The following is a 13,204-nucleotide window of genomic DNA, read 5'->3' as shown; positions in this document are numbered from 1 at the left end:
GACTTTAGTGGGTTTCAAATGCCTTTCCCATCAGTTCTTCCCTGTTTTCACCCACCGCGGCACAGACATTGCCGATGGTTGTAACAGCTGGAGGTTTAAGCTGGTCATAATTCTCCAAGCAAGTACCTACAGTGGAGAAGTACTCCTGTTGATGGGCGCGGAAGCCATCTTGGACGGTCACCATCGGCATGTCTGGGCGGACGCCGCGTTCCAGCAAGCCTGCGATGGTGTGGGGGAGAGTTTTCACTCCCATGAGGATGGAAACCGTGCCGCCGTCCTTCAGTAACCCGGAGAGCTGATCGAGCTCAGAATCGGTGAGCTTTTGATGGGCTGAGACTACCGTAAACATATGGGAGACCCCGCGAAGGGTCAACGGAACGCCTGCCATGGCGGGAAGAGATATAGAGGAAGTTACGCCCGAGAAGACTTTCACCGGGATGCCTTCTTTTTCGCAGACATAAAGTTCCTCAGCCCCGCGTCCGAAAACATAGGGGTCTCCACCTTTGAGGCGAGCTACTTTCTTACCCTGCAGTGCGTAACGCACCATCAGCTGATCAATTTCTCGCTGGGGGACCCGATGCTTTCCGGGAATTTTACCCACATCAATGATTTCGGCATGAGGAGCCCATCGAGGTAAATCCTGGTAGGGTGCTAAATGATCGAGAAGAACTACATCTGCCTGGCTGAGTACTTCCAGAGCATGGCGAGTCATCAAACCAGGATCCCCAGGGCCGGCTCCAATGAGGAACACTTCGCCCTGCGATTCGGCAGGAACCTCGGTATCAACGATGGAGGGCGCACCAATACCTGAAGAAAGTACAGCAGCTCTCCACTTTTGTGCCTCTCTCTCATCAGAAACACAAAGCACTACTAAACCCACCGGAGTCCCCGGCGCACGCATATCCTCGACGCGGTTGAAGCGTAGTACCTCCGTTGCCTGGGCAAACTTCAAAGCCACCCTTTCAGTGCGTGTAGCCTCACCGCACAGCAGCACAGAACAATTCTCAATATCTAAATCAACAAACACAAATATCCCTTAGAAACGGCTAGGTAGGTTCATCTTCTCAAAAAGACTAAACCTACCTAGCTTTTCAATTCTCAGACGACGAAGTAAAAACTACTTCTGCCCTAGCTGGGCTGACCGACGGGAATCTTTGCACCCGAAACCAGAACCGGGCCATCGCCACGTTCATGTGCAGCTATTTCTTCCGGCGTAGCCGGGCGAATCTGCTCGCGTTCCAGCACATACATGCGTGAACCTTCGTCCTGAGCATCAGGTTCGTTCACAAAGGCACGGAATCGCTTGAGACGCTCGGGATCTTTCAACGTAGCAACCCATTCGTCTTCATAAGATTCAACATGGCGTTCCGCTTCTGCTTCTAGCTCAGCGCAAATACCCAAAGAATCCTCGATAATGACAGCTTTCAGATGCTCAATCGCATCACCAAACTGCTCATCCAAATCCTCAGCCCAGCGCGCTGTACGTTGTAGCCGGTCAGCGGTGCGGATGTAATACATCAGGTAACGGTCTACGTACTTGATAAGGGTCTCTTTATCAAGGTCTGTTGCAAAGAGTCGACCGTGCGCCGGGTTTGCACCACCGTTGCCGGCAAAGTACAGATTCCAACCCTTGGCGGTAGCAATCACACCGACGTCCTTATTCTGAGCCTCAGCGCACTCGCGGTTACAACCCACAACACCCATCTTGAACTTATGGGGGGAGCGCAAACCACGGTAACGGTTCTCCAGCTCAATAGCGAAAGTCGTAGAATCTTGCATACCAAAACGGCACCAGGAAGAGCCAATGCAAGATTTCACATTGCGCAAAGATTTACCGTATGCCTGACCAGACTCAAAGCCTGCGTCAACAAACTTCTGCCAAATCTCTGGCAGCTGCTCCAAACGAGCACCATAGAGACCAATACGCTGTGCACCATTGACCTTGGTGTACAAACCGTATTCCTTGGCGACATCAGCAATCACACCGAGCTTCTCGGGAGTGATTTCGCCACCGGGAATACGAGGAATGACGCCGTAGGTGCCATCTTTCTGCATATTCGCCAGATTACGGTCGTTGGTTTCCTGCAAAGTACCACGGCCACCGTCAAGCACGTAAGAGTTCTTCGTTGAAGCGAGAATAGAGGCAACAGTGGGCTTGCAGATAGCACAACCGTCTTCCCCGTGACCAAAACGCTTCAACACCGAGGGGAAATCATTGTAGTCAGTTGCCTTGACCGCTGCGAATAACTCAGCACGGGAGAAATCAAAGTGCTCACACAGCGCCTTGCTTACGGTCTTGCCCATAGCTTTCATCTGCTTGGCAAGGGTCTTCTGAATCACGGGAACGCACGAACCGCACTGAGTACCCGCAGTAGTTGCTTTCTTAATAGAGGGAACATCTTGATTACCATCCACAATGGACTGGCGAACTTCACCAAAAGTGATGTTGTTGCAGGAGCACAGTACCGCATCATCTGGCATATCAGTATCCGGAGCGCCCTCGCCACCCGCTGCAGATAGGAATGCAGCCGCTTCCGCAGGTAGCTCACGACCCACCAAAGGCTTCAGATTATCGAAAGGCGTAGCATCGCCCACGAACACACCACCGAGCAAAGTCTTCGCATCAGAAGATGTCACAATCTTCTGATAAATCTTCTGCGCCGGATCAATATACATAATCTCCAGCGCACCCTCGCTTGTAGCACGGCGATCACCAAAACCGCCGACCTCAAGACCGGAGAACTTCAACTTGGTGGCAATATCAAACTCTTCAACGTGAGCATCATGGCCCGTCAAATTCTTAGCCACCGCATCTGCCATTAAATTGGCAGGAGCTACAAGACCCCAGGTGCGTCCCAGAACACAGGCTACTTCACCAATAGCCCAGATATTCTCATCTTCTGACTGGCAGTGATCGTTGACAACTACACCGCCGCGCTCGCCGACGGTCAGCCCAGCTTCGCGAGCTAGCTGGTCGTTGGCGCGGATACCGGCAGCCATGCATACCAAATCTGCATCCAGGTTGTGAACATCGGCTTCATCGCCCATGCCGTCTGCTACTGATACAGAAGTAACTTCGCCCTGGGCGTTCTTATTGATGGTTGAGATGAAAGCACCGGTTTCGATGTTGATACCGGCCTCTCGAATCAGAGAATTTACAAGGTGTCCGCCGCCCTGATCTACTTCAATGGAGAGAAGCCAAGAGGCGACATCCAAAATGGTGGGTTCTGCACCCAAGTCACGCAAACCTTCGGCAGCTTCGAGTCCTAGCAAACCGCCGCCGACGACGATAGCGCGAGGAGCTCTGCCGAGCTTCTCTTTGAGACGGGCTACTTCGCTGACCATGGTTTGAACGTCTTCAATGGTGCGGAAGACATGGGCGGAGTCGGAACCGGGAATAGGGATTTTAACCGCACGGGAGCCGGTGGCGAGAACAAGTTCATCGTAAGGGTAGCTCTCGCCGTTATCTGCAGAGACCATGTGGTTCTTGCGGTCTATGGCAGTAGCTGAGACACCTAACTGAAGGTTAACTCTTGAATCTTCCCAGATTTCAGGATTAGCGAGGGTGAGATCTTTTTCTGGATCTTTGAAGAGTTGCTCCAGCGCTACGCGGTCGTAGGGTACGTGGGCTTCAGCGGAGAGGACGGTAACACGATCCTCATTTTGAGATTCTTTGAGGTAAGCGCGAACAAATCGCCAGGCAGCAGGACCACCGCCGATCACTAGAATGTTTCTCAATCCGTGTGCGTGCTTATCAGTCATCTTCATACCGTTCGTCGAATTTGCGGACAGGGTGGGATACCGCGAAATAATTTGAATCAATAATGCTAATATAGCATCTGAAATACATCAGTCGGATTAATTTTTAATGCCCAAACTAATAGATTCCTAAAAATAAGGTAAAGGTATGAGCGACCAAAAATGGCAAAAGGTGTGCAAGCTGAATGATTTGGAAGAGCATTGGGGTGAGGTTGCCCTGATCAAGAACCACCAGTACGCGATTTTTCGATTGAATAATGACCGAGTGTTTGCCTCTGATCATGCAGATCCCAATAGTGGCGCCCTGGTAATTGCTCGTGGAATCACTGGTCAAAAGGGGGATATCCCTACCATTGCTTCCCCTCTGTATAAAGAAGAATATGATTTGCGTACCGGAGAAAGCCTGAATTCTGACTTCACCTTGCCGGTTTACGAGACCCGCATAGAAGATGGAGAAGTATTTCTGCGTATTGCATAATTCTTCAACTACCATCAGAGAGACGTTATGGTACGACCATAGATGTGGGCTGTGTAGTTTTTTCCCTTTTTGGTTTTAACTAAATTAGCGCGTCCCGTATCATATTCTTTTTCTCTGTGTTAAAAGTAAAGGTAAATTTATAATTAACATTTACCGCATTGGAGATTGTATGCTACCCCTTATGCTGAACGTCTACGGCAAGCCGGTGCTCGTCGTAGGCGGGGGATCTGTAGCTCGACGTCGGGTGGAAAAAGTAGTGCAAAGCGGCGGTGCCGTCTGCCTCGTTGCCCCTACGATTACGAGTGGTCTCCACGAATTGGTGGAACATGCCTCGGTTAAATGGCATCAACGTATCTTTCACCCCTCGGACGTGGAAGGTATGTGGTTATGCTTCGCCCACACTGATTCTCAACAGGTGAACCAAAATATTGCGAAGCTTTGTTCTCAGAAACAGATTTTTTGCCTACAGGGTGGAGCGCCAGATCAATCAGACTTCTGGATGATGGCACACCAAACTTCAGAATCAGGCATCACTGTTGCGGTTTCCTCGCAAAAGAATCCTCGGCGCTCACTCAACGTGGTGAAACGCTTGGTGGAGTTGGTCAACAAACAGAAACTCTAAAAACCGCCACGAATATCGAAAATTGTAATTCCCGTGAGACTGTTCGCGCTCCCGAGAGGTCTACCTCGATATTTTGGGTAGAAGCCTGACACCCAACACAACATATAGGGGTACATCCGGTGATTTGCTCCCAGCAGGCACTCACCCCGCAGGGCTCCTCCATAAAATGCGTTAGACAGCGACGGCGAAACTGCCTAGACTTGAATCAGTTGCATTGACCCGGCCATCACCGGCGAGCAATCCGGAAGAACGAACCGTACCTGCAATACCTCATCAATTCGTTGCGACGAGAGGTGGAGCGGAATAGATACAGTTTTAGTAGAACCGGACGGGTAAGCCCGTAACAGCAGTCATGAAGCGACTGATAACGCTTGACTGTGTCATTTCCCCCGAGAAACCCCGTTTCCCGGGGGAGTGGCACGGGTAGCGCTCAGTAAGCAAGGTGGTACCGCGCCACCGCACCGTTCTGCACCGGCAGCAATGTGTGCTGTAGCGTCCTTGCAAGTCCTATTTTTCAATGGATTACTACAAAGGGCGCGTCGCAATGAATAATCCTCTTTATCCCAAGGCAACTGCCGGCACTGAAAACACAGTTGCAGCATCACCTTCCTTCCCCCAGCTCGAAGAAGCTGTTCTCGACTACTGGAAAAAAGACAACACCTTCCAAGCATCCATCGATCAGCGATCGGCTGAAGACAACGAATTCGTTTTCTACGATGGCCCTCCCTTCGCCAACGGACTGCCCCACTACGGGCACCTGCTCACTGGCTACGTCAAAGACCTCGTAGCCCGCTACCAAACGCAACGCGGACACCGCGTCGAACGTCGCTTCGGCTGGGATACCCACGGACTACCCGCAGAGCTCGAAGCTATGAAGCAGCTGGGCATGACCGACAAACAAGAAATTCTTGAGATGGGCATCGATAACTTCAATGATGCAGCCCGCTCCTCCGTACTCAAATACACCAAAGAGTGGCAAGAATACGTTACCCGCCAAGCTCGCTGGGTCGACTTCGAAAACGATTACAAGACGCTCAACGTCGAGTACATGGAATCGGTCATATGGGCCTTCAAACAGCTTCACGAAAAAGGTCTCACCTACCAGGGGTTCCGCGTCCTTCCCTACTGCTGGAAAGACGAAACACCCCTTTCCAACCACGAGTTACGCATGGACGACGATGTCTACAAAGACCGACAGGATCCATCAGTAACCGTCACCTTCACCATCACCTCGGACACCTCGCTGGTAAAGAACACCGGTGTCGTTGCAGAGCTCACCGGCGTTGAAGCCCTTGCATGGACCACCACCCCCTGGACACTGCCTACTAACCAGGCGCTCGCAGTCGGTCCAGATATCGATTACGTTGTGGTAGCCGGCGTAGGAGATTTCCAGGGGCGGAAGTTCCTGATCGCCTCTGAATTGTTGGGTGCTTATGCCAAGGATCTTGGATTTGAAGACGCCGCGGAGGCTACTGCTGCGGTCGTCAAGACTTACAAAGGTTCTGACTTGGCAGGGGTCCGTTACGAACCTCTGTGGGATTATTTCACCGACGCCGAGAAATTTGGTACGGAAAAGGCTTGGCAGATTCTTGTTGCCGATTATGTATCCACCACCGACGGCACCGGTTTGGTGCACCAGGCACCGGCCTATGGTGAGGAAGACCAGAAAGTCTGTGAAGAAAACGGTATTCCCGTTATTCTATCCATCGATGATGGCGCTAAATTCCTCGACCTCTTCAGCGACGAGTCACTAGCTGACGGTGCGCCCCTGCGAGAAATTGCAGGTGTGCAGATCTTCGAGGCTAACCGCACAATCATTAATCTGCTGAAATCTGAGGGACATCTGATTCGGGAGAAATCCTATGTTCACTCCTACCCGCATTGCTGGCGTTGCCGTACCCCGCTCGTCTACCGTGCGATTACGTCGTGGTACGTTAAGGTAACCAACTTCAAAGATCGCATGGGCGAACTCAACGAAGAAATTAATTGGATTCCTGAAAATGTAAAGCACGGTCAGTTCGGCAAATGGGTAGCTAATGCTCGCGACTGGTCTATTTCCCGTAACCGTTTCTGGGGCTCACCCATTCCTGTGTGGGTTTCCGATGATCCTAACTATCCACGTATGGACGTCTACGGTTCGCTAGAAGAACTCAAGGCTGACTTCGGCCGCTACCCCGTCAATAAAGACGGCGAGCCTGATCTGCACCGACCGTACATCGACGAGCTCACCCGGCCAAACCCTGACGATCCCACTGGCAAATCAACCATGCGCCGCGTGGAAGATATCTTGGATGTCTGGTTTGACTCAGGTTCTATGCCTTACGCGCAGGTTCACTATCCTTTTGAAAATAAGGAATGGTTTGAGAACCATAACCCCGCAGACTTCATCGTGGAGTACATCGGTCAGACGCGCGGCTGGTTCTACACCATGCACATTTTGGCTACTGCTCTCTTTGACCGCCCCGCTTTCACGAACGTGATTTCTCATGGCATCGTGCTGGGCTCAGACGGGCAGAAGATGTCTAAGTCCCTGCGCAACTACCCGGATGTGTCAGAGGTTCTAGATCGCGATGGATCAGATGCCATGCGCTGGTTCCTTATGTCTAGCCCGATTCTGCGCGGCGGTAATCTTATCGTGACAGAACAGGGTATCCGTGAGGGCGTGCGCCAAGTGATGCTTCCGCTGTGGAACGTTTACCATTTCTTCGCGCTCTATACTAACGCTGCTAACAACGGTGCAGGTTATGAAGCGCAGCTCCGCTATGAGTCCGAACATGTGATGGATCGATTCATTTTGGGTAAGACCCGCGAATTGGTGGAAAACGCTACCGCTCACATGGACGAATACGATGTTTGGGGCACTACAGAAGATCTCCGCAAATTCACCGACGCACTGACCAACTGGTATGTGCGTCGTTCGCGCGAGCGCTTCTTTGATGAAGACACCGAAGCATTTGATGTTCTCTTCACGGCGTTGTCCACTGCGGTGAAAGTTGTTGCTCCGCTGCTGCCTTTGATGAGCGAGGAAATCTACCGCGGCCTTACCGGTGAGTGTTCAGTACACCTGAGCGATTGGCCAAAGCCTGAGGAATTTGCTGACGAAAGCGATCTGTTGCAGTTGATGGAAGCTACGCGTTCTATCTGCTCTGCCGGTTCTGCTTTGCGTAAGGCAAATAATTTGCGCGTGCGCCAGCCCCTGCAGTCTATGACTGTTGCGGTTGCGGGAGGAAAGCAACTGGCAGGGATCTTTGAGCAGATTATTTCAGATGAGCTCAACTTGAAGTCTGTAGAGTTGCTGGATGCTTCTGAAGTTGAACCTGCCGATTTCGGTATTTCTCAGCAGCTGAAGGTTAATGCGCGTGCTGCTGGTCCTCGTTTAGGTAAGCAAGTTCAGGTTGCTATCAAGGCATCGAAGTCAGGGGATTGGACCATTCAGGACGACGGCACCGTCGTCGTCGGGTTGAAGGCTGTTGAGGGTGGTTTGGCCCTTGAATCTAGCGAATATGAACTCGATACCGTGGTGGCTGAATCGGAAGATTCTGCTGAACGTGCTGTGTCTGTTCTGCCCGGTGGTGGTTTCCTCGTGCTCAATACTGAGCTTACCGACGATTTGCTGGCTGAAGGTATTGCTCGCGATACTATCCGTTCGGTTCAGCAGGCTCGCAAGGAAGCTGATTTGAACGTTTCAGACCGTATTAAGCTCACACTTTCGGCACCTGCAAACGTCATTGAATCTGTGCAGGCACACGAAGAACTCGTGGCTGGCGAAACCTTGGCTGTCTCGGTGAACTACCGTGAAGCTCAGGAGCAGTCGGTTGAGGTAGAGAAGGCATAATTTGTCCGAGAACATGAACGAAGATTCCTTGTTCAACGAACTCGCCGCCGAAAGCAGTAGCCCGGCTGCTGCTTTCGGCGTGGAGTCCGTCTACCAGGATTTGCTTTCGCGCGCTCCTGAGAACAAGATGGCACCGCGTCTCGATGCTATGCAGCGGGCTATGGAAATTCTGGGGTCTCCTCAAGATGCCGCGCCGGTTATTCATATCACTGGGACCAATGGTAAGACGTCGACGGCCCGCATGATTGAGCGCATACTTATGGCTCATGATTTGCGCACTGGTCGCTACACCAGCCCCCATCTCACGAAAGTAACTGAACGCATCAGTATTGCGGGTGAGCCCGTGGCTGATGAGACTTTTGTACGGATTTGGGAAGAGATTCAGCCTTATATCGAGATAGTGGATCAGGAGCTTATCGCAGCAGATAAACCCCGTATCACCTACTTTGAGGCATTAACTGTCCTGGCGTTTGCGATTTTCGCAGATGAGCCGGTTGACGTGATAATTCTTGAAGTCGGTATCGGCGGGTCATGGGATGCGACGAATGTGGCAACCGCCCAGGTCTCTGTCGTTACTCCGATTGGGTTGGATCATACCGACATGCTGGGGGAAACCTTGGCGGAAATTGCCGGGGAGAAACAGGGCATCATCAAAGATAATGGTTTCTTGGTGTCTGCGGTTCAGGATCCCGAAGCTGCTCAAGTTTTGTTGGATTCTGCCCGGGAGCATCAGGCGGAATTCCGGTTTGAGGGCGTTGAATTTGGAGTGTCTTCCCGGTTGCCCGGCGTCGGCGGGCAGATGATTTCTGTGCGCGGTCTAGCTGATACTTATGAGGATTTGCCAGTTCCACTTTTTGGCGCTCACCAGGCTGAAAATGCCGCGGTGGCTATTGCAGCTGTTGAGGCTTTCTTAGGCGGGGGAGAGAAGCCCCTGAACGTTGAGCTTATTCGTGTAGGCTGGGAGGATTTAACTTCGCCGGGGCGTCTAGAGATTATCCGTAGCGCACCTACCGTTTTACTGGATGCCGCCCATAACCCACACGGTATCAAAGCTGCAGCACAGGCGTTTAAAGAATCCTTCGCGGTAGATAAACTCAACCTAGTGGTTGGAATTTTGGGGGAGAAGGACGCCGTGGGCATCTTCGAAACCATCCGTGAAGAGTACTTGGATTCCACCGATTTTGAGTTATCTTTATATCTCACAGCTTCGGATTCTCCACGCGCCATCCCCGTAGAGCAATTGGAAAACATGGCTCTTGATGCGGGGTTCGATGAAGACCAACTGAGTACTTTTGAGCACTTGCACGACGCAGTAGCTCAGGCAATTACCGATGCTGGAACGGGAGAGGAGTTCAGCTCTGCTGTGCTCATTACCGGCTCCATCACGGTAATTGGTGAAGCACGTTCGATGATGGGACTCTAAGAACATGATGGCTCGAATGACTAAAAGACAGCGAGAGTGGCGCCCGGGGCAAACGAAGAAACCGGCACAGGTTAAAAAGATGTTCGCATCTACAGTGCTCACTTTGGAAGCTTTGGTTGCATTTTTTGCCACCCTTGCCACGTTTGGGCACCATTTTAATGATGGTTCGCTCATCAAAATTTCTATTTGGGTAGTGGGGCTACTCCTTGCTGCCGCTTTCATTGCTACCCCTGCTTTTTTGAGCAAATCATGGGGATATACTCTCGGATGGGTATTGCAGGTTTGCTTGATATTGACTGGTTTTGCATTGATACCAATGTTCTTTATTGGGGCTTGTTTTGCTGCTACCTACTGGTATGCGGTGCACACCGGCGAAAAACTCGATTATGAAAACGTCCAGCGTGCGAGAGCACAGCGTGAGTGGGAGCGGAAGAATCTGAGTAACTAGAATCCATTAGATCTTCGAGTTTCAGCTCAGTCGAAGAAGTCTCCGCAGACCATGAGTTGCGGAGACTTCTTCGTAATGTCTCGATGTCTTTGCTTTTAGAACATTCCGCTAGGACTTCTCGCTCATCGATGCGAAAGCCTCTTCATGTGCTTTTTCAATTTCTTGAGGATTCGCCGTTGACAGTAAATATTTATACCTGTTCAGGGCTGTGTTGCTGTTGTTTTCAGGGGTCACGTTCTGGGTCATTGTCGTTTTCCTTTCGCTCCTGTTATCAAGGGTATGAGGTAGGGCTGTGATGGATATTGTTCCTACCTATGGCGAACCTGTGAGCAGAAAAGTAAAGGAATGAGCAATCTACCAGAAGTTCCATGCATGCAACCAGGGCTGATATTGTGAGGTAGAACAATAGTTTCGCGAATTTTAAGGAGTACTCATGACTGAGCGCAGTCTAATTTTGGTCAAGCCCGACGGCGTCGAGCGCGGTCTCACCGGTGAGGTTTTGGCCCGTATTGAGCGGAAGGGATACCAGCTGGTCGAGCTCAAAAAGCTTCAGGCAACCGAAGAAATCCTCCAAGAACACTACGCCGAACACCAGGGCAAGCTCTTCTTTCAGCCCCTCGTGGATTTCATGCTCTCAGGTCCTGTAGTGGCAGCAATATTTGAAGGCGATCGTGTGGTTGAAGGTATTCGCAGCATCATGGGGCCATCCGAGCCGACTGTGGCTCCTGCCGGAACTATCCGCGGTGATTTGGGGCGTTCCTGGGGTGCAGGTGTCCAGAAGAATCTGGTGCACGGATCAGACTCAGCAGAATCTGCAGAACGAGAAATCGCTATCTGGTTCAAATAAGTCATAAAAATGGCCCGGTCAGTTTCAACTAACCGGGCCATTTGCTGTTTAGAAAGAATTTATTATCTGATCAAAGAAATGAATGATGATGATTCCGAAGAGGAGCACAAAAATCAAAATAACCACGAACCAGGACCACCCGGCTACTGCGTGACGAATATGCTCTGGGGCAGGAATAACACCCGTTTGAATATTATAAGCGGTCGTCTTGGTCATCAAAATGGTCTGCATAATCCAGACGATCATGCAGAACAGGCATAGCGCGCCGATCACAAAAGTAGTGTTGAACCAGAGATAGAGAATGAAGCAAAACGCCAGTACATGCCCCACATTCATGCACAGCCAGTACCAGCGAGAAAACCGTGCCCCAGCAAGAATTGCGGTGGCGATTGTAATGGTAATTGCATACCCTACTAGCCCAATGTAGGGGTTAGGAAACCCAAATGCCTCTGCAAAAGGTGTGCGCATGACGGTGCCGCAGTTGAGAATAGCATTCATATCACACACTGATACGTGGGATGCATCTTTGGCAATTTGCAAGTGCTCATACACCAACATAGCTGAAGACGCGAAAGCGAGAATGCCTGTCAACAAAGATAGAATCGCGTATCTTGTGTCTGCTTTCATCGCTTCGTGGGTCGAGTACTCATGGATAGTGGACGCCTCGGAAATATGTGGCACTTTAACCTCTCAAGTGAACGTGGACTCTCCCCATCTTACTGATGTGTACTTCGAGATTGAAGGTCTTAGACTCGTCAGGCACCGCAAAGAATGCTGAATATCTGATTCGATGTGCGCACTTTCTGTGAGAGAATTGGGACGGTGGCCTTTTGACCCGCACTCAAAAGTAGCCATCCAACAGGTTTTTTCGATGCACCGCTGCCCCAGGTGGCAAGGTTTAGATTGAAATAAGTTCGACAAAGTTCGACTCGAAAAAATAGTTGGCCCGATTCACTGAGAAATACGACTTTAGTAATGGTCAGTCTCAGGTAGATCGCATAAGAGCTGGAGAGCAATCGGGTAGTTATAAGCTTTTGGGCGCAATGCGCCCCTGAACGCCGTAGGGGCGATATGCGGACGTTCCCTAGGGCAGGAGATAATACAGATGAGCGAGGACGTTCAGAACGTAAACTCTGCTGACGAATCCACTTCACCTGAAGTGGTTTCAATTCAGAATACCCCCCAGGAGAATCCTGATACCTCAGCAGAACGCCAGAATAATCAAGATAACCAGCAGAATGTTGAGACGCCAGAAAGCGCCGAAGACGCTACGGAATCATCCAATACTTCTGCTGAGCAGCAGCCCAGCGAAGAAAACACCTCTTCCGAGCAAACTCCGGAAACTTCCTCAGAAGCTGAAGAAACTGAAGAAGAAAAAGCAGAGAGCAAATCCCAACGGGAGAAGCTAGCTGCCGAGCTGCAAAACCTCACTAAAGCAGCTGCCGCGAATAGTCTCCTATTTTTCGCCCCCAATCTCGATGAGATTGCAGAACAGGCAAAAGCAGAACGCGAAGCCCGCCGCGAAGCTCTTGAGGCTGAACGTCGCCAGCGCCGTCTAGCTGAAATTACTCACGACGAAGAAGAAGTGATTTCCCGCCGACGTCGCCGCCGCCGCCGCGGAGAAGTTGATATCGAAATTGACGGCGGAACCGACGGCGACCCCGAAAATACCGTCACCAAGGTGCGTGCGCCGCGACTGTCCGACTCCCACAGCACCAACCGCGTCACCGGTGTACGCGGCTCAACCCGTCTCGAAGCGAAAAAAATCCGCCGCCGCGAATCCCGCCATTCG

Annotated in this window: 10 protein-coding genes and 1 pseudogene; 7 read left to right on the top strand and 4 right to left on the bottom strand. The window is 51.2% G+C overall.

Going from position 1 to position 13,204, the window contains the following annotated elements:
- Positions 1-4: 4 nt before the first annotated feature.
- The gene (gene cobA / locus A7E48_RS04385) at positions 5-1,027 is read right to left on the bottom strand and encodes a uroporphyrinogen-III C-methyltransferase (RefSeq protein WP_068170008.1); all 1,023 of its coding nucleotides are present in this window, start codon (positions 1,025-1,027) and stop codon (positions 5-7) included.
- 101 nt (positions 1,028-1,128) lie between these two features.
- Positions 1,129-3,762, bottom strand: coding sequence for a nitrite reductase large subunit NirB (nirB, locus tag A7E48_RS04380; protein WP_068170378.1), 2,634 nt, complete (start codon positions 3,760-3,762; stop codon positions 1,129-1,131).
- A 145-nt stretch (positions 3,763-3,907) separates the two neighbouring features.
- Here nirB and nirD point away from each other — a divergent pair, with 145 nt between their 5' ends.
- The 5 genes from nirD (at position 3,908) to A7E48_RS04355 (ending at position 10,565) form a co-directional block, all read left to right on the top strand.
- Entirely contained in the window at positions 3,908-4,237 is a 330-nt protein-coding gene (nirD, locus tag A7E48_RS04375; RefSeq protein WP_068170006.1) for a nitrite reductase small subunit NirD, read from the top strand.
- Positions 4,238-4,406: 169 nt separating this feature from the next.
- Positions 4,407-4,859: a bifunctional precorrin-2 dehydrogenase/sirohydrochlorin ferrochelatase gene (locus A7E48_RS04370; protein ID WP_068170003.1), complete on the top strand. Its 453-nt coding sequence runs from the start codon at positions 4,407-4,409 to the stop codon at positions 4,857-4,859.
- A 544-nt stretch (positions 4,860-5,403) separates the two neighbouring features.
- The gene (ileS, locus tag A7E48_RS04365) at positions 5,404-8,694 is read left to right on the top strand and encodes an isoleucine--tRNA ligase (RefSeq protein WP_068170000.1); all 3,291 of its coding nucleotides are present in this window, start codon (positions 5,404-5,406) and stop codon (positions 8,692-8,694) included.
- A 13-nt stretch (positions 8,695-8,707) separates the two neighbouring features.
- The gene (locus A7E48_RS04360) at positions 8,708-10,117 is read left to right on the top strand and encodes a folylpolyglutamate synthase/dihydrofolate synthase family protein (protein ID WP_083147207.1); all 1,410 of its coding nucleotides are present in this window, start codon (positions 8,708-8,710) and stop codon (positions 10,115-10,117) included.
- A 16-nt stretch (positions 10,118-10,133) separates the two neighbouring features.
- Complete coding sequence (locus A7E48_RS04355; protein ID WP_318275174.1) at positions 10,134-10,565, top strand: DUF4233 domain-containing protein; 432 nt, start codon at positions 10,134-10,136, stop codon at positions 10,563-10,565.
- A gap of 108 nt (positions 10,566-10,673) precedes the next feature.
- Here A7E48_RS04355 and A7E48_RS11115 read toward each other — a convergent pair whose 3' ends face one another.
- Positions 10,674-10,811 (bottom strand): hypothetical protein, encoded by a 138-nt coding sequence (locus tag A7E48_RS11115; RefSeq protein ID WP_158004399.1) that lies wholly within the window; start codon positions 10,809-10,811, stop codon positions 10,674-10,676.
- A 187-nt stretch (positions 10,812-10,998) separates the two neighbouring features.
- Here A7E48_RS11115 and ndk point away from each other — a divergent pair, with 187 nt between their 5' ends.
- Positions 10,999-11,412 (top strand): nucleoside-diphosphate kinase, encoded by a 414-nt coding sequence (gene ndk, locus A7E48_RS04350; protein WP_068169993.1) that lies wholly within the window; start codon positions 10,999-11,001, stop codon positions 11,410-11,412.
- 48 nt (positions 11,413-11,460) lie between these two features.
- Here the strand turns inward: ndk and A7E48_RS04345 are convergent, their stop codons facing one another.
- Complete coding sequence (locus A7E48_RS04345) at positions 11,461-12,093, bottom strand: vitamin K epoxide reductase family protein (protein WP_233125981.1); 633 nt, start codon at positions 12,091-12,093, stop codon at positions 11,461-11,463.
- Positions 12,094-12,517: 424 nt separating this feature from the next.
- Here A7E48_RS04345 and A7E48_RS04340 point away from each other — a divergent pair.
- Positions 12,518-13,204 (top strand): annotated as a pseudogene (locus tag A7E48_RS04340) (ribonuclease G); the annotation flags it as partial.

This window comes from Rothia sp. ND6WE1A (genome assembly GCF_001683935.1).
Lineage (GTDB): Bacteria > Actinomycetota > Actinomycetes > Actinomycetales > Micrococcaceae > Rothia > Rothia amarae.
This window is presented reverse-complemented; position numbering and strand designations above follow the sequence as displayed.

Excerpts from the sequence above, each read along its gene's own strand:
- A7E48_RS04360 (WP_083147207.1), top strand. The coding sequence starts at position 8,708 with ATGAACGAAGATTCCTTGTTCAACGAACTCGCCGCCGAAAGCAGTAGC.
- ndk (WP_068169993.1), top strand. The coding sequence starts at position 10,999 with ATGACTGAGCGCAGTCTAATTTTGGTCAAGCCCGACGGCGTCGAGCGC.
- A7E48_RS04370 (WP_068170003.1), top strand. The coding sequence starts at position 4,407 with ATGCTACCCCTTATGCTGAACGTCTACGGCAAGCCGGTGCTCGTCGTA.
- ileS (WP_068170000.1), top strand. The coding sequence starts at position 5,404 with ATGAATAATCCTCTTTATCCCAAGGCAACTGCCGGCACTGAAAACACA.
- nirD (WP_068170006.1), top strand. The coding sequence starts at position 3,908 with ATGAGCGACCAAAAATGGCAAAAGGTGTGCAAGCTGAATGATTTGGAA.
- nirB (WP_068170378.1), bottom strand. The coding sequence starts at position 3,762 with ATGACTGATAAGCACGCACACGGATTGAGAAACATTCTAGTGATCGGC.
- A7E48_RS11115 (WP_158004399.1), bottom strand. The coding sequence starts at position 10,811 with ATGACCCAGAACGTGACCCCTGAAAACAACAGCAACACAGCCCTGAAC.
- A7E48_RS04355 (WP_318275174.1), top strand. The coding sequence starts at position 10,134 with ATGACTAAAAGACAGCGAGAGTGGCGCCCGGGGCAAACGAAGAAACCG.